Source organism: Synechococcus sp. H60.2 (assembly GCF_047462315.1).
GTDB lineage: Bacteria > Cyanobacteriota > Cyanobacteriia > Thermostichales > Thermostichaceae > Thermostichus.
Genome location: NZ_JANSIZ010000018.1, coordinates 1 through 15955, shown reverse-complemented (window position 1 = coordinate 15955; position 15955 = coordinate 1). Strand labels below are relative to the sequence as shown.

The window sequence follows — 15955 nt, the reverse complement described above, 5'->3', positions numbered from 1 at the left end:
GGTAGAATACGATCAGCACAGAGCCCAGTTTGGCTAATGGCGGCGATGGTTTTGAGACTGCCAAACTGTGGGCACCCGACGTTACTGCTTATTGCTCACGCTTGTCGACATAACCCATGACTGCTGAAGAAAAGCAACCGATGCCCCCAGAAGATACCTATCCTGAACTCCAGGAAGAGGAAATCGACGTGGAGGCAGAGCTGGAGAAGCTGATTCTGGAAGACCGTGAAGCGGAAGCTGGCACCTCCTCCGGCGAAGCCAGCGCTGAGGCTTCTCAAGATCTCAGCGAAACCTTAAAGCAGCTCCAGCAGGAGTTGGAAATAACGCGCCAGCAACTGAAAGAGAAGGAAGAGTCCTACATACGCCTCTACGCCGATTTTGAGAACTACCGACGGCGTACCCAGCGGGAAAAAGAGGAGTTCAGCCAAAAAGAACGGCAGAAATTTGTGCTGGAGATCCTGCCTGTTGTGGATAGCTTTGAGCGGGCGCAGCAGCAGTTGAAGCTGGAGACCGACCGCGAGCGGGAGCTGCACAACAGCTATCAAAGCGTCTATCGCTTGCTAGTGGAATGCTTGAAAAAGATGGGCGTATCCCGCATGAAATCGGTAGGCCAGCCCTTCGATCCCAACCTACACGAGGCCATAGCCCGCCAGCCCAGCAGCGAGTACCCCGAAGATGTGGTGGTCGTTGAATATCAACCGGGCTACAAGCTGGGGGACTTGGTGATTCGCCATGCCATGGTGGCTGTCTCGTCGGGCAGCCCAAACCCTGAGCCTTCCTCCCCAAGCACAACGGCTGATGCCGAGACTGGCCCCGAAAGTCCTCCTACCTCTCCCCAAAACCCTCCAAACCCTTAGCAAAACTGCTCTCTCGAACCTTGACAAGCAGAGCCTATCCATCCCCAGAAAGGCTACAGTAAAGCTACGGAGGCGGAAGCGCTGCCTGAAGGTTTCTGCGGGATTCTGGGCAGAATGCTCTTAATAAGTTGAGATCCGTGGTATCCGTCTTGGGTTGGGATTTGACGCACGGGGAGAGAGCGGTATGGGCAAAGTCATCGGGATTGACCTGGGAACCACCAACAGTTGTGTGGCGGTTTTGGAAGGGGGGCAGCCTGTGGTGATCACCAATGCCGAAGGAGGGCGCACCACCCCCAGCATCGTCGGCTTTGCCAAGAACAATGTCCGCCTGGTGGGTCAACTGGCCAAGCGTCAGGCGGTTACCAACGCGGAAAATACCATCTTCAGCATCAAACGCTTCATCGGCCGCACCTTTGCCGAAACCGAAGAAGAACGGAAGCGAGTTCCCTACAAAGTCATCCCCGGCCGGGACAACATGGTGGAGGTGGTGGTGCAGGATCGCGCCTACACACCCCAGGAGATCTCCGCCATGATTCTGCAAAAGCTGAAGGCCGATGCGGAGGCTTATCTGGGGGAGCCGGTGACCCAGGCCGTGATCACCGTTCCCGCCTACTTTACCGATGCCCAGCGCCAGGCCACCAAAGACGCGGGCACCATTGCCGGACTGGAGGTATTGCGCATCATCAACGAACCGACGGCGGCCGCCCTGGCCTACGGGCTGGACAAACAAGATCAAGATCTGCGCATCTTGGTTTTCGACCTGGGTGGCGGCACCTTCGACGTCTCGGTGCTGCAACTGGGCAGCGGCGTGTTCGAGGTGCAAGCCACCGCCGGCAACAACCATCTGGGCGGCGATGACTTTGATCAGAGAATTGTCGATTGGCTCAACCGCCAGTTTTTGGAGACGGAAGGGATCGATCTTTCCCGGGATCGCATGGCCTTGCAGCGGATGCGGGAGGCAGCCGAGAAGGCCAAAATTGAGCTGTCCAGCACCCAGGTTACGCTCATCAACCTGCCCTTTATCACCGCCGACGACTCCGGGCCCAAACACCTGGAAGTGGAGCTGACCCGCGCCAAGTTTGAGGAGTTGGTGCGGGATCTGGTGGAAGCTACTGTCGAGCCCACCGAGCAAGCCTTGCGGGATGCCGGCCTCTCCCCTGAGGATATCGACCGCGTGCTGCTGGTGGGTGGCTCTACCCGCATTCCCGCTGTTCAGGAGAAGATTCGGCAAATCTTCAAAAAAAACCCGGATCGCTCCGTCAACCCCGACGAGGCCGTAGCCCTTGGCGCGGCCATCCAAGCAGGGGTGGTGGGCGGAGAAGTGAAAGACCTGCTGCTACTGGACGTGATTCCCCTCTCCATTGGTGTGGAGACCCTGGGCGGGGTATTCACCCGCATCATTGAGCGCAACACCACCATTCCCACCAGCAAAACTCAGATCTTCTCTACGGCCACCGACGGCCAGAGCGTGGTGGAGATTCACGTTTTGCAGGGGGAGCGGGCCATGGCCAAGGACAACAAGACCTTGGGCCGCTTTCAACTGACCGGGATCCCGCCAGCTCCCCGGGGGGTGCCCCAGATCGAAGTCTCCTTTGATATCGATGCCAACGGCATTCTGAAGGTCTCGGCCCGCGAGAAGGGGACGGGGATCGAGCAGAGCATCAAGATCACCAACAACGGCGGCTTGAGCAGCAGCGAGATCGAGCGGATGCGTCGCGAAGCCGAGGCCTACGCCGAAGAAGATCAGCGCCGGCGGCAGTTGGTGGAGGCCCGCAACCAGTCGGACAGCCTGCTCTACAACTACGAGAAGACCCTGCAGGAGCACGGCAGTCGCCTTAGCGAGATCCGCCTCCAGCGGGGGGCGCAGGCGGCAGGCACATTGAGGGCGCTGCTGGCAGATGATAACGTAGACTTAGCAACTTTACGGAACGCAATGGAAGAGCTGCGGGCTGTACTCCTGGAGATGGGGAGTGAGATCTATGGCACCCGCTGAGAATGCTCGGCGAAGGCTTTTGTTCAGCTCTGGGGCAGGGCAGGGGGCGTTGCCTAGGCCATTCGTTAAGCTGTGTTTCCGGCGTCATTCCATCCTTGTTCTCTGAAGCGCTTCTATGGCTCGTGACTACTACGAAATCTTGGGGGTTAGCCGTGATAGCTCCAAGGAAGAGATTAAGCGCGCCTATCGTCGGCTGGCCCGCAAGTATCACCCTGACGTCAACAAAGAGCCAGGGGCTGAGGATCGCTTCAAGGAAATCAACCGCGCCTATGAGGTGCTCTCCGATGACGAGCTGAGGGCTCGCTACGATCGCTATGGCGAGGCAGGGCTAAGCGGAGCAGCAGCAGCCAGCGGGTTCCAGGATTTTGCCGGAATCGGTGGCTTCGCTGACCTTTTCGAGAGCTTCTTCACCAACTTTGCGGGAGGGGGAGTTGGCTACAGCCGCAGCCGCCAGGGGCCAGTACGCGGGGATGACCTGCGCTTTGACCTAAAATTGGAGTTTCTTGAGGCCATCTTTGGGGGCGAAAAGCAAATTCGCATCAGCCACTTGGAGGTCTGCCCGGTCTGTGGGGGCAGCGGGGCTAAGCCCGGCACAAATGTGAAAGTTTGCCCCACCTGTGGTGGCGCTGGTCAGGTGCGGCGGGCCACCCGCACGCCCTTTGGCAATTTTACCCAGGTCTCGATCTGTCCCACCTGCGGCGGTGCCGGCCAGGTGCTGGAAGAGCCCTGCTATAACTGCAATGGGGAGGGGCTGGTCCAGACCACCAAGAAGCTGCGCATCAACATCCCTGCCGGTGTGGATAGCGGCACCCGTCTGCGGGTCTCTGGCGAGGGGGACGCCGGTCGGCGCGGTGGCCCACCGGGAGATCTCTACGTCTACCTGTTTGTGGAGCCAGATCCCGACTTCCAGCGAGATGGCCTTACCATTCTCTCGGAGGTACGGGTGAGCTATTTGCAGGCCATTTTGGGGGCTAAAGTCTCAGTGCCCACGGTGGACTCGAAGGCGGGCCTGGAGGAAGAGGTGGAGCTGACCATTCCGGCGGGTTCCCAGCCGGGTACGGTGTTAACTCTGGAGGGCAAGGGGGTACCTCGCCTTGGCAATCCGATGTTGCGGGGCGACCACAAAATCACCCTGGTAGTGGAGATTCCCACCCGCATCAGCCCTGAAGAGCGGGAACTGCTCCTGCGCCTGGCCGAGTTGCATGGGGAACGCATCAACAAGCGGGACGGTTTCTTGGGCGGGCTGTTGCGGGGGCTGGCCCAAATGCCCGGCAACCGAGAGCGAGAAGAAGAATGACGGCGGAGGCAATTCCCCCCCAGGAGGTGAAGCTGGTTCTGGATCAACGCGGGATCCCTTGCCCGCTTAACTACGTGCGGGCCAAGCTACGCCTGGAACGCATGGCCCCGGGGGAGCTTTTGGAGCTGTGGCTGGATGCGGGGGAGCCGCTGGAGCAGGTGCCCAATAGCTTGGCGATGGCCGGCCATCGCATCGAAGGCCAACAAGCTGCGCCGGAGGGGCATCACATCCTCTGGGTGCGCCGCGGGGACTCGGCATGAGCCACCTGAGCTGGGATGGAGCGGGACAGGCCGCTGGAGAGGGGGGTCAGGGATCCGCCTGCACCGGCTGGGTGCGCGCCGCCCAGGCCAACTTTTATCGCGTGCGCATCGATCCTGAGCTAGCTGCCCTTTTTCCTGAGATCGAGACGCATTTCCCGGCCCAAAAGCCGATGCCGGCTGAGCTTCTCTGCACTGCTCGGGCCAAGCTGAAAAAGATGGGGCAGCAGGTGATGGTGGGGGACTGGGTGGAGGTTAGCTTGCCGCCGGTTGCCGACTCTCTCTGGCCGGAGCGGGGGGCAATTGAGGCCATTCTGCCGCGGCGAACTCAGTTGCCTCGACCGGCCATCGCCAACATAACCCAAGTCTTGGTGGTGGTGGCTCTGGCGGATCCGGAGCCCGAGCCCAATGCCCTCAGCCGTCTGCTGGTACAGGCCGAGGCCAGCCACCTGCGGGTTCAGGTGGTGTTCAACAAGTGCGATTGTGTAGAGGCGGCGGTGGCAGAGAGCTGGCGACAGCGTCTGCAGCGGTGGGGGTATGAGCCTCTATTGGTCAGTGCCCTTACTGAGGCAGGGATCCCCGAGCTGCGCCGCCGCTGTCGGGATCAGATTTCGGTGGTGGCCGGACCCTCAGGGGTGGGCAAATCCAGCTTGCTCAATCGGCTGCTGCCGGAGGCGCGGCTGGCCACCCAGGCAGTATCGGAGAAGTTGCGCCAGGGGCGGCACACCACCCGCCACGTAGAGCTGTTTCCCTTGCCGGAGGGCGGTTGGATTGCCGATTCGCCCGGCTTCAATGCCGGCGAAGGGATCCCACCCGTTGCACCTTTGCAGCTAGCTGGCTGCTTTCCCGAAGTCAGGGAGCGGCTGGGCACCTGTCAGTTTCGCGATTGCTTGCACGATCGGGAGCCGGGCTGTGGGCTGCGGGAGCTGGACTGGGAGCGGCGAGCGTTCTACTTGCAGCTTTTACACGAACTTCAGGAGGCGCAATCGATGGATTCCGCCCCCCCTCGCCAGGACGCCTACCCTATCTTCTCCAAGCATTACGGGGAAAAGAGCAGCCGAGGTCTTCTCCCGCGGCATCGCCCCTCTTCTCGAAAGCAGGGCCGCCAGACCCTGTCCGATCCCGAGCTCGGCCAGCAGAACGGTTGAATCTGGACATAGCTTTTCTTGGGAACTGTTGCCGACGGCCGGGTTTTTGGCAGCGGTTGATCGCCCCAGCCGCTTGCCTCATGATGGTAGTACCTCGCAGGCCATGCTTTTCAGAAAAGCCATCGTGAAGGGCCTCAGAGGAGCCTTCCTAGTAGTTTTAGATACACGCACCTCCGCTGGGCAGCTCCCTATGGCAGTCTCGGATCCCCTTCGCCTTGTCGTGCAAGAAGTGCAGCGGGACGGGTACGCAGACCGGGTGAAAAAGTTGGTTTACTTCACCTGCACCCGCAGTTGGGAAAGCAATGCCAGCAAGCTGAACGAGGAGGAATTGAAGGCGCTGTTGGAGCAGCTCTGCCGAGAGCACGCCACGCTTGAGGCTCTGGGCCAGTGTTTTCGCAACGCCATCAACCAGATCAACAAGAAGGCTGAATACGCCCGCGTCGCCAAAATGCTCCTGAGCAAGCTCCAGCCCCTCTACCAACAGTCTCAATCGGAGCCCGGCAGCCCTCTGACTGCTTCAGTCGGAGATCTGCCCGCTTGGGTGGCGCCTGCGCCCAGCTTACCTCTGGGATACGGTGGCCTACAACTGCACAAGCAAGACTACGACCCGTTCGAGTTGCGGGCAGGGGTGATGCAGCAGACCAGTCCCTTGCGGGCCAAGCTGGTTTTGTTCACAGCTTTGCACCACAAGCTAGAGCCCACTGTGCAAGGGTTGGCGGCCCTACGGCGCTACAGTCTCGACGAGCTGCTCAGAGCCCTTTACGACGCCTGCAACTCCCCGCAGGAGCTGGAAGCGCGGCTGCAACAGGCGGTGCAGCAGCTCCAGGAACCGGAGCAGGATAGCCAAGCAGCTAACGCCGTGCTGCAGATGCTGCAGCCCCTCTACGTTTACGTGTCCCAAGAAACGATGGCTGGTGGGGGGTTAGCTGCCGAGAGCTGTGCCGCCGATCTCGATTGGCTCAATGGGGAAAATGCCGTCGGCACCGGCGGGACGGAGTCCAGTCACATCACCTGGCTGGAGTCCGAAATTCCGAACGATGGGAAAGCAATAGCCGAGCCCCCTGCTTTTTCTGCCCCTGCCGTCCTGGCGCCAGAGCTTCCAGAACCCTGCCGCCAACTGCTGCATCGTAGCGCTGGATCCCTGATGGCCACCATCGAGAACACCCTGAGCGAGTTGGGCAACGCCCTGGATGAGGGGCTGCAGGACGAGGATCCGGCCCAATACCTGAGCCTCAAACACCAGGTGCTGCGCGGCCTTCTGAAAGACGTAGAGGGATCCGCTGCCCTGTTCAGAGGGATCCTGAGTAAGCTGGAGCAATCGGAGTGGAGTTTGCTGCGGCCCGCTGGCAGTGGGGGACAGCCAGGAGAGATGGCCGAGATGCCGCTTCAGGTGGGGGATCCCTATGCCGCTCTGCGGCAGGTGCTGGCCACCAGCGAGCTGGCCCGCCAAAAGCCCCAGTTGGAGCAGGAAGTGATGCGCTTGGTGCGGCGCAGCATTGGCGCGATCAAAACCGCCATTGAAAATGCCCTGAGCGAGCTGGGCCAGGCATTGGACGAACAGTTCCAGAGCCGTCCCCTAGAAGAAGCCTTGGTTTTCAAGTACCAGACGTTGCGCACCTTTTTGCAGGAAGTGGAGGAGATCTCTACGAAATTTGCGGCTCTGTTGGAACGTATGGAAGAGGCAGAGCGCCGTCTGTTCGGGCTGGTTTGAGGGCCAAACCCCCTGTTGGGGATCCCGTCTAGCACTCATAGCCATCGACTTCGGATTCCATACCCTGTCGCCAATGCGCCGCTCTAACTCCCCTCTCCCAAAAGGAGAGGGGCTGGGGTGAGGGCGGCGCAGAGCGGTAGGGAAACATTTCTTCTAGAATGTCCACCAGTTCAGATCCCCCCTCTCTGCCTATGGATGCCAAGGAGCTGCTCCGCCTCTACCGGGCAGGACGCACTAACTTTGCGGGCGAAAACCTAGCCGCCCTGGATCTAAGCCGGGCCGATTTAATCGGGGTGGATCTCTCACAAGCCGACCTGCACAGCGCCAATTTGATCTTTGCTTTTCTGGGGCGGGCCAAGCTGCAGAAGGCCAACCTCGTTGGAGCTAACCTTGGGGGGGCCAACCTCAGCCAGGCGGACTTGAGCGAGGCGGATCTCAGAGATGCCCAGTTGCACGGCGCCACTTTGCAGGGGGCAGATTTGCATGGGGCCAACCTGACCCTGGCCCTGCTGCTGGATGCCAATCTGCTGGATGCGGATCTGCGCTGGGCTAACCTCACCAGCGCCAACTTGGGGGGGGCTTGCCTGCGGGGGGCCAACTTGCGATTCGAGAGCCGTCGGGGAGCGGTGTTGCGCAACGCCAATCTCAGCCGCGCCGACCTGAGCGGGGCCAACCTGGCGGGAGCAGATTTGACGCGAGCTGACCTGAGCGGGGCCAATCTCAAAGAGGCCAGTTTAATTGGAGCCCACTTACAGGGAGCCAACCTGCAGCGAGCCTGTTTGCGCGGGGCCATCCTCAGCAACGCCGACCTGAGAAGGGCTTCCTTTTTGGGCGCAGACCTCCAGGGGGTGCAGATGGGGCGGGCCAATTTGAAGGAAGCTATGCTCAGCCAGGTCAACTTGACGGAGGCCAACCTCAGCGAGGCGGATCTGGCGGGAGCAGATCTTTCCGCCGCCTGCCTGCGCTCGGCCAAGCTGGCGCGGACGGATCTGAGTCGGGCCAACCTAGCCGGGGCCGATCTGAGATCAGCGAGCCTGGTGGATGCCTATCTGGGCCGCACCAACCTGGAAAATGCCGATCTCCGCGGGGCCATCCTCACCCGCGCCGACCTCAGCACGGCCAACCTCGTGGGAGCCAACCTGCGCGGGGCAACCCTGCCGGATGGACGGATTGGGTGAGCAAGGCGGGGATCCGCCCTGGAGAAGGTGAGGTTTTCCGCTGTCCTGGGAGCACCACAACCGCTAGCCTACAGGGGAAGGGTGGGATCAAAGGGATCCGTGAACAGCCGCCGATTTCTGTCCTTGATGGAAGCCTTGTGGGCTGCTCTACCCTTGCCAGAATGGTTGCCGGGGGCGGGGGAGCGCTCTTGGCAGCAGACGGTGGCAGCCCTGCTCCAGCTATGGCAAGAGGTGGGACAGTTTGGAGTGGTGATCGGGGGGCCAGTCTCCTGGTGGCCCCCTTGGGTGGTGCGGGATCCCTTGCCCCAACTGCCCCTGCCCATGGATGCGCTGCATCCTCCCCGCCGTTCTTGGGAGCCGGCACGGGAAACCCCCTGGTTGTTCAGCCCGGATTTTTCCCCTGAGTCAATCCTCACCCCTGGGCAGACGGTGATTCCTCTGCTGCCGCGGGATCCACTGGTGGAGGAGCCTTTTCTGTTGCTGCTCACCCCTGTTTTTTCGGCAGTAGCCGCCCAGGGTTACCATCCCCACACCCGGCAAAGGGGGATGATGGTATCTTTCGAGCCGGAGGTGATCCGACGAGCCTGGCAGAGCCTGGAGCAACGGGTTCAACAGGGCAGGCCAGACCGGCTCGCCGCTTGGCAGGAGTTGGCTCGCCGCTATCCCCTGATGAAGCCGCATGTACGGGTGTTGGCCCGCTTCAGCAGCTTCCTTCTGCTGGGTAACCTGGCCGAGTTTGGATCCCCGCCCGCCTGCCTGCCCCCTGCCAGGGCAGAACAGGAGGCTGCCCCTGCGCCTCCACCGCCACCAGCAGCAAGGCAGATCCCGGCTTCTTCATCTTCCGCTTCCTCGCCAGCGCCTGCGCCTCCCGCCCACGGCCGCTCCTCCGCTCCCCAAGCCGAGCCAGAGCAAGTCAGCAGCCTCTCGGAGGCGGAGTTGTTGCGGGCTCTCATCCACGAGATCCAGACGCCCCTCAGCACCATCCGCACCTTGGTCAGCCTCATCCTGAAGCGGCGCGACCTGCCACCGCGGGTGCGGGAATACGTGGAGAAGATCGACCGCGAGTGTACTGAGCAGATCAACCGTTTCGGTCTGTTTTTCCAGGCCACAGAAACGGTCATGTCCGCTGCCACGCCAGGCGAGGGACGTCGGTTGCAACTGGAGCCGATTGCGCTGGTGGACTTGGTGCGGCAAAACCTGCCCCGCTGGCAGGAACAGGTGGAACGGCGGGGATCCCACCTGGAGCTGGAGATCCCTGATGAGCTGCCCGATGTAGTTAGCGATCCCAAGGCGCTGGAGGCGGTGCTGTTCGGGATGATCGACCGTCTTGCCCGCAGCACCCCTGCCGGCAGCCACATTCGCGCCCAATTGGTTAGCGCTGGCGAGCTGGTTAAGCTGCAGTTTCAAGTGGACACCCCAGAAGGGAGCAGCACCGCTGCTGCTCCAGAGCCCAAATCGCCGCAAGCAATTGGGCAGTTGTTGGTGGTACAGCCAGATACAGGCGCCGTTAGCCTCAGCCTGGCAGTTACCCAAACCCTGTTCCGCGCCTTGGGGGGCTACCTCACTGTGCGCCACCGCGCCCATCGGGGGGAAATCCTCAACATCTACCTACCTCGCCAGCTCTAGTCCGCCGGCCTGGAGCCGGTCTGAAGTGGCAAATCCCAGGGAGGATGGGGCTAGGATCGATTTGCTTGCTCCAGGAGAGTTGAGAGAGGGGATCCATGCCGAGAGCGAAAAAAGTTGCCGAACCTCACCCAGAGCCTGAGCCCGTCTGTGGGGGCGGGGATCCCAGGCCTGGCGGGGGGATCACCCTATCTGCCCAGCAGCTCTCCACCTTGCTCCACGAGATGCGCAATCCTCTAACTGCCCTGAGCACGTTGGCCAAGTTGTTGCAAAAGCGTCTGCCCCCCGACGATCGCAACCATTGGATTGGCCTCAGCATTGAGCAAGAGTGCAGGCATCTGCAGGATCTGCTGGCGGAGCTCGAGCGCTTGGACGGGATCCCAGCCCCTCTCCACCTGCGGCCACTTGCCTTGGCCGACCTGCTCCGGGAGTGGATCCCCATCTATCAGGCTCTGGCGGAAGCACAGGGACATCGCTTTCAGGCCGTTCTTCCCCCTTCCCTGCCGCCGGTACAGGCGGATCCCCGCGCCCTGCGCCAGGTGTTGGATAACTTAATCGACAACGCCTGCAAGTACACCCCGCCCCCCGGCGACATCCAGCTCAGGGTGGAGGTCAAGCTCACCGAGGAAGCGAGAGGCTCAAGCGCCTCCTCTCGCCAAGAGGTGTGGATCGCCGTCTGTGATAACGGCCCCGGCATCCATCCCGAGAACCTGGAGCGGATCTTCGATCCGTTTTTTCGCGCTGATCTCACCAAGCCTGGGCAGGGGCTGGGGTTGGCCATTAGCCGCGACTTAGCCACCCAAATGGGAGGAGATCTCCAGGTGGAAAGCTCCCCCCAGGGCTCCTGCTTCCGCCTCAGATTGCCCACGGCCCAGTAGGGCTTGAAAATGTGAGCAGGGATGTTTCTCCCAGCCAAAATCTTGAAGCTATCCAGGAGCTGCCCAATGGCCCCCTCCGCTCAAGCCAAATTGGAACCTGCCTCGGCACGGGCCCGCATCTTGTTGGTAGATGACGAGCCAGGCTTGCGGGAAGCAGTGCAAGCCTACCTAGAAGACAGCGGCTTTGAGGTGATCCCGGCTGCCAATGCCCAGCAGGCTCTGCAACTGCTCAGCACGGCCCAGCCCCAGCTAATTATCTCCGACATCATGATGCCGGGCATGGACGGCTACCAATTTTTGGCGCAATTGCGAAAACTCGAGCCCTACAGCCATCTGCCGGTGGTGTTCCTCACCGCCAAAGGCATGACTGCCGACCGCATCCAGGGCTACCGGGCCGGCGTCGATGCCTATTTGCCCAAGCCCTTCGATCCGGAGGAGCTGGTGGCCATCGTCTCCAATCTCATTGAGCGCTCGCGCGCGGCCAGCCCTTCGGAGGTGGTGGCCCGCGAGCTGGCCTCGATTCGCGCCCTGCTGTCGGAGCGAACTCTCCCCCCGACCAGTCCCTCTCAGCCCCCCACCTCAACTCCTTTACCCCCACCGATTAAGGTGGAGCTGACGCCGCGGGAACAGCAGGTGTTGGAGAAGGTAGCAGAAGGTCTGATGAACAAAGAAATTGCCAAACAACTGCAAACCAGCGTGCGCAACGTGGAAAAATACGTCACCCGCCTCCTCAACAAGACGGGCACCAGCAGCCGCACCGAGCTGGTGCGCTATGCCCTCACCTACGGCCTGATCCGGTTGTAGCCCTCACCCCCCCCCTCTCCCTCTGGGAGAGGGGAGAAGGAGCTTACGGCTGTGGCTGGGGCGGCACGGTAACCAGCAGCTCCAGCCCAAAAGCATGCTCCCCGGCGGGGTAGCTGGTGATCCCTATCCCATCGATGCGGGTCAGCAGCTCACGGGCTTCCGGCTCTACGTTGGCCAGCCCACCCGGCAAGGCGGCTTCCAGCACCGTGCGGAGGCCTCGCCAATTCAGCAAAAAGTAGCCGTAGTTGGGCTTGGGCAACTGGTTGTAGAGGGTTTTCAGCGGCTCGGTTTGAGGAAGCAGATGGCCCTGGCGCTGGGCAAGGCTTTGCAGCGCCGCCGTGCTGGTGGTAACCATCAGGTAGTTGCCTTCCCAGGCACGGGTTAGAAGCGGACGGTTAAACAAGGGATCCGCCCAGCTCACCTGGCCGCCGGCTTCTGTTACCTGGGCGCCCGACTCTTGGGCCAGCCGATCCAACTGGGCCAGAGCCGCGTTGGCCTTGTCTTTTTGGCTGCTCTCGATGATCAAAGCCGCCCCCATGCCTTGCAAGAGGGGGTGGGCCTGCTCATCGGGCGCCACCAGCAAGGCCATCTCCCCATCCAGCCAAGCCATCAGGTCTCGATCCAGATCCAGGCGGGTGTTGGTGCGGAACTCGGCCCGCAGTTCATCCAGGGACTCTTTGGCCTGGGGATCCTCTTCCAGCTCCGCCACAACCGCCTGCCAGCGTTGGGCAACCTGCTGGGTGGTGATCACCGCTAGGGCACTGCCGGGCAGCCGCTGGATCAGCTCGCCTCGGGCAGTCTGCCACTTGCCCAGCAGCGGGGTTTGGGGATCCAGTTGGGTGAGTAGGCGCGTCTGCAGGCCCTGCTCCCGCCAGTGGGCAGCCATAGCCAAAGAGCGCAGCGGCTGCAGGGATCCCAGCTCCGCCGGATCCCAGTCCCGCGTCCAATCTCGGAAAGACTCGGGATCCTCCTGCAAAGCCTGGAAGTTGAAGTAGGCAAAAGCCAAGGTGCCCGGCTTCTGGTAGAGATCGCCCACGGCAGTGCGGAAGCCTTCGGTGCGGCTAATGGGCTCCGCCTGGCCGCGATAGACAGCAATCGCCTGCTCCATCACCTTGGGGTCGTTGGCCAGGGCCACGAAACGGCTGCCAAACTCCGCAGTCACCCATCGCTGGCCCGGCTCCCCATTGGTTTGCACGTAGAGAGTCACCCCTTGCTCCTGGCGCTGCTCGAAGTTGGCCCCTTCCGCCTCTGCCTGTTGCCGCACTTGGGCCAGGAATTGCCTGGACAGATCAGCGTTGCGGGTGCTGGCTCCAAAGAGGATCCCAGGCATCGGTTCCGCAGCCCCCGGCACCAGGTTGGGGATCACCACCGCCAGCGTGAATTGATCCCCGGCCCAGGTCTGGATCTCCTCGCGGGAGAACTCCTGGCCGGTGCTGGCCCAAGCTTCTGCCGTCCAGCTCTCCCAACGGGCCAAAAGGTCAGGGTGGGTACGCAGCGCCTCTTCTGGTTTGGTGGAAAAGGCCAACACTAGGGGTGCCGATTGGGGAACCAGCGCCGTCTCCGGCAGAACATCGCCGGGCAACTGCACCTGGGGTGCCCTAAGCTGGCAGGAGCCCAAAAGCCAAGAGCCCCCCACCGCCATCAATGTCAGGGAGAACGGACGGGGGCGACGATAAAGTTGGGCTTGCATACCACACCTGCAACGAGCCGTCCTCTTGAGCATAAGCGATGAACTCGAAGGCTGTCTGTGATCCCAGGCCCGCCCGCCGAAATTCTGTAGAAATTAGTTACTTGGGTCGGGCGCGGGCAACCAGCTCATCCACATATTCGTTCCAGCGCAGACCTCGGTGGGCCGGGATCCAGGCCACCCGCACCTGCGGGCACTGCCGTTTCAGTTGATACAGCTCTTGCACCAAGTCCAGGTTTTCCACCGGCCCCGTACGCCGTCGCCACCCCTGCGCTGCCCAGCGCTCCATCCAATCGTTGTAGGTCTGCACACAGAGATGGGAGTCGCTGTAGATGGTGTCCATGCGGTTGTCCTGGGTATCGCGGCAGTATTGCAAGGCCCGAATGAGACCGGTCAATTCCATGCGGTTGTTGGTGCTGGCGGGATCCCCTCCGTAAAACTCATCCACAATCTGGTCATCCTCAACCACCACCACCGCCCATCCCCCTGGCCCTGGATTGGGAGAACATCCTCCGTCGGTAAAAATGCCACTACGGGGGCAATCAGCTAGCCGTCGCGCTACTTGGCGGTTGCCCAGGTGTGAGCTTTTGGCCATGATGGGATCCCTAACCGACACCAGAAACTGCATTCTATCCTCTGGAGGCGTGTCAGCGCCGTCGGCTATTGTGGATAGCCCTGGAAAAGTATCCTTTCGCGCTACCGGCAGCATATGTAGAGGTATCAGAAGCCGAGTTGTTTGGCGAAAAAGCGCGAATAAAAACCCCCAGAAAAGCTGGGGGAGGAGTGGTGTGTTGAGGTGATGAATACTTGCATGATATCTCCTGAAGCTGGTGGGTAGACGCAAATGGCGAACGATCTCTGCGTTTTCTTGCAGAAATCCTTGCAAATGTGAGAAAGCGCCAGACACTAGAAATCAGGACGGTAGAGAAACTCTATTCCTTCTTGGTCACCAATAGTGTTTTTTCTCTGAACAGATGCCTTACTAAGCGCTAGATGTAGAGAAGATCCAGCCATCTTTTTTATGCGCCTGCCGCTGACACTAGGGGTTGTGTCAGGCCCATGTGGGTATAAAGGCGGGAAAAGTCAAAATTCGCTGACATTAACTCCTGGATGCAGCGGACTTTGACCTCCTCGTGCAGGCGGATCTGGCCGAAAACCCGCTCGATGCGATTGATAGTGGTGAAGGTATCCAGATCCACGGAGAGGATCGGTACTTCCAACTCTTCGGCCCGCGCCCGGATGCGGGGATCCAGAGGCAGCTTGCCCGTCAAGATGAGGCAGAGGGTGGAAGTTTCCAGGGCGGCCAGTTGAATATCGGTGCGATCGCCGCCGGTGATTACCGCCTTGTGCTCCAGCTTGCGGAAGTACTTTAAGGCGGAGTTGACGTTCATCGCCCCCACCGCAATGTCTTCGACCATCAAGTCCATCCGATCCGGGCAGCAGAGCACCTCCGCCTCCAGTTGCCGCGCCAGCTCGCCGACGCTGATGCTGCGCAAAATGCGGTGGGAGGGCAAAATGCCCAAAACCGGGATCCGTTGCCCCTCCAGGAAGGGTCGAACGATGGTCTTTGCCGGCTCCATCTGGTCGGGCGGCACATCGTTGAGCAGCACGCCAGCCAAATGGGATCCCAGTTGGCGATGGGCAAAGAGGAGGGAATCGACGGCTGAGGGAGAGTGGTAGCGGCTGATCAGCAGCACCGACGCCTCCAGGGCTTGGGCCATTTTGGCCAAGGAGAGGCCGAACAGCTCTCCCTCATAGAGATCGGCTGGGCCCTCTAGCAGGATCAAATCTGCAGCGGATCCCTCGGCAAACTCCCGCAAAGGGGCGACAGAGCACACGGGATCTGGCTCCCCCAGAGACTGCTGGATATGGGTCAGCAAAGCGTCTTCGTCGAGCTGGAAAAGCATGGGGGGCATCTGGGTCAGCCGCAGCGTATCCGCTACAAAGCGCATATCCGGATCCATCCCTTCCGGGGATCCATTCTCCCGGGCGCAAGATCCGAGCGGCTTCCCATAAGTAATTTTCACTCCTTGTTGCTGCAGATGCTTGGCCAAACCCAAGACAGCCGCTGACTTGCCGCTGAAAGGTTCGGTAGAACCGATTAGGAGGAACTTGGACACGGAGAGCTCCCAGTACGCAAGGGACAACGAGGGTGTGGCTGAAGTTACCTGTTACTCAGTCTAGCGGAGGCCGCTCGGGGGAAACCTCGGGTCTGATCCCTGGTCTCCCCCTTTGGATTTCCTTGTCCTCTGGTCAGCTAGAAACCGCAGGAGCCCCGCCCTGTACCCCCGTATACGGGGGGAGGGGGGCCGGTCAGGGCCGGGAGGAATGCGGACGACGGATAACTGTGACAGGACTCAAGTCCTGACTATCTCCTGCAAGCTCAAGGTGTCTGTGTCGCAAGCCGCCAAGCTGGATGCGACTCTGGATGCTTTTGCTCAGGCAATGAACTACCCCACCGCGTAGGCGGGTGGGGTTTCCTCACCCGCTTGGCAGCAGAGCTTTTGTCTCTTCTTCTGCCC

Annotated in this window: 13 protein-coding genes; 10 read left to right on the top strand and 3 right to left on the bottom strand. The window is 61.1% G+C overall.

Annotated features, from left to right (window positions below):
* Nucleotides 1–116: 116 nt before the first annotated feature.
* From grpE to NW845_RS04475, 10 genes are all read left to right on the top strand, one after another.
* Nucleotides 117–857, top strand: a complete 741-nt coding sequence (gene grpE / locus NW845_RS04520) for a nucleotide exchange factor GrpE (RefSeq protein ID WP_414377081.1) — start codon at nucleotides 117–119, stop codon at nucleotides 855–857.
* A gap of 184 nt (nucleotides 858–1041) precedes the next feature.
* Entirely contained in the window at nucleotides 1042–2850 is a 1809-nt protein-coding gene (gene dnaK, locus NW845_RS04515) for a molecular chaperone DnaK (protein ID WP_414365167.1), read from the top strand.
* 115 nt (nucleotides 2851–2965) lie between these two features.
* Entirely contained in the window at nucleotides 2966–4147 is a 1182-nt protein-coding gene (dnaJ, locus tag NW845_RS04510; RefSeq protein WP_414365165.1) for a molecular chaperone DnaJ, read from the top strand.
* The gene (locus NW845_RS04505; protein WP_414365163.1) at nucleotides 4144–4407 is read left to right on the top strand and encodes a sulfurtransferase TusA family protein; all 264 of its coding nucleotides are present in this window, start codon (nucleotides 4144–4146) and stop codon (nucleotides 4405–4407) included. The genes dnaJ and NW845_RS04505 overlap by 4 nt, the downstream gene beginning before the upstream one ends.
* Nucleotides 4404–5552, top strand: a complete 1149-nt coding sequence (gene rsgA / locus NW845_RS04500; protein ID WP_414377079.1) for a ribosome small subunit-dependent GTPase A — start codon at nucleotides 4404–4406, stop codon at nucleotides 5550–5552. The genes NW845_RS04505 and rsgA overlap by 4 nt, the downstream gene beginning before the upstream one ends.
* Before the next feature lie 190 nt (nucleotides 5553–5742).
* Nucleotides 5743–7263 carry a hypothetical protein gene (locus tag NW845_RS04495; RefSeq protein WP_414365160.1) on the top strand — a complete coding sequence of 507 codons (1521 nt, stop codon included), beginning with the start codon at nucleotides 5743–5745 and terminating at the stop codon, nucleotides 7261–7263.
* A 191-nt stretch (nucleotides 7264–7454) separates the two neighbouring features.
* The gene (locus NW845_RS04490; RefSeq protein WP_414377116.1) at nucleotides 7455–8441 is read left to right on the top strand and encodes a pentapeptide repeat-containing protein; all 987 of its coding nucleotides are present in this window, start codon (nucleotides 7455–7457) and stop codon (nucleotides 8439–8441) included.
* A 99-nt stretch (nucleotides 8442–8540) separates the two neighbouring features.
* Complete coding sequence (locus NW845_RS04485; protein WP_414377076.1) at nucleotides 8541–10067, top strand: sensor histidine kinase; 1527 nt, start codon at nucleotides 8541–8543, stop codon at nucleotides 10065–10067.
* Between the two features lie 95 nt (nucleotides 10068–10162).
* The gene (locus NW845_RS04480; RefSeq protein ID WP_414365156.1) at nucleotides 10163–10942 is read left to right on the top strand and encodes a sensor histidine kinase; all 780 of its coding nucleotides are present in this window, start codon (nucleotides 10163–10165) and stop codon (nucleotides 10940–10942) included.
* A 66-nt stretch (nucleotides 10943–11008) separates the two neighbouring features.
* Entirely contained in the window at nucleotides 11009–11746 is a 738-nt protein-coding gene (locus NW845_RS04475; RefSeq protein WP_414365154.1) for a response regulator, read from the top strand.
* A gap of 43 nt (nucleotides 11747–11789) precedes the next feature.
* Here the strand turns inward: NW845_RS04475 and NW845_RS04470 are convergent, their stop codons facing one another.
* The 3 genes from NW845_RS04470 to NW845_RS04460 all read right to left on the bottom strand — a co-directional run bounded on the left by NW845_RS04470 (nucleotide 11790) and on the right by NW845_RS04460 (nucleotide 15553).
* Complete coding sequence (locus NW845_RS04470; protein ID WP_414377073.1) at nucleotides 11790–13436, bottom strand: DUF3352 domain-containing protein; 1647 nt, start codon at nucleotides 13434–13436, stop codon at nucleotides 11790–11792.
* A 97-nt stretch (nucleotides 13437–13533) separates the two neighbouring features.
* Nucleotides 13534–14061 carry a ribonuclease H family protein gene (locus NW845_RS04465; protein WP_414377070.1) on the bottom strand — a complete coding sequence of 176 codons (528 nt, stop codon included), beginning with the start codon at nucleotides 14059–14061 and terminating at the stop codon, nucleotides 13534–13536.
* A 391-nt stretch (nucleotides 14062–14452) separates the two neighbouring features.
* Nucleotides 14453–15553 (bottom strand): phosphotransacetylase family protein, encoded by a 1101-nt coding sequence (locus NW845_RS04460; protein ID WP_414377068.1) that lies wholly within the window; start codon nucleotides 15551–15553, stop codon nucleotides 14453–14455.
* Nucleotides 15554–15955: the final 402 nt, after the last annotated feature.

What these genes read in the sequence shown, in the direction of transcription:
- rsgA (WP_414377079.1), top strand. Translation starts at nt 4,404, where the DNA reads ATGAGCCACCTGAGCTGGGATGGAGCGGGACAGGCCGCTGGAGAGGGG.
- NW845_RS04475 (WP_414365154.1), top strand. Translation starts at nt 11,009, where the DNA reads ATGGCCCCCTCCGCTCAAGCCAAATTGGAACCTGCCTCGGCACGGGCC.
- NW845_RS04480 (WP_414365156.1), top strand. Translation starts at nt 10,163, where the DNA reads ATGCCGAGAGCGAAAAAAGTTGCCGAACCTCACCCAGAGCCTGAGCCC.
- NW845_RS04490 (WP_414377116.1), top strand. Translation starts at nt 7,455, where the DNA reads ATGGATGCCAAGGAGCTGCTCCGCCTCTACCGGGCAGGACGCACTAAC.
- NW845_RS04470 (WP_414377073.1), bottom strand. Translation starts at nt 13,436, where the DNA reads ATGCAAGCCCAACTTTATCGTCGCCCCCGTCCGTTCTCCCTGACATTG.
- grpE (WP_414377081.1), top strand. Translation starts at nt 117, where the DNA reads ATGACTGCTGAAGAAAAGCAACCGATGCCCCCAGAAGATACCTATCCT.
- dnaK (WP_414365167.1), top strand. Translation starts at nt 1,042, where the DNA reads ATGGGCAAAGTCATCGGGATTGACCTGGGAACCACCAACAGTTGTGTG.
- NW845_RS04465 (WP_414377070.1), bottom strand. Translation starts at nt 14,061, where the DNA reads ATGCAGTTTCTGGTGTCGGTTAGGGATCCCATCATGGCCAAAAGCTCA.
- NW845_RS04505 (WP_414365163.1), top strand. Translation starts at nt 4,144, where the DNA reads ATGACGGCGGAGGCAATTCCCCCCCAGGAGGTGAAGCTGGTTCTGGAT.
- NW845_RS04495 (WP_414365160.1), top strand. Translation starts at nt 5,743, where the DNA reads ATGGCAGTCTCGGATCCCCTTCGCCTTGTCGTGCAAGAAGTGCAGCGG.
- dnaJ (WP_414365165.1), top strand. Translation starts at nt 2,966, where the DNA reads ATGGCTCGTGACTACTACGAAATCTTGGGGGTTAGCCGTGATAGCTCC.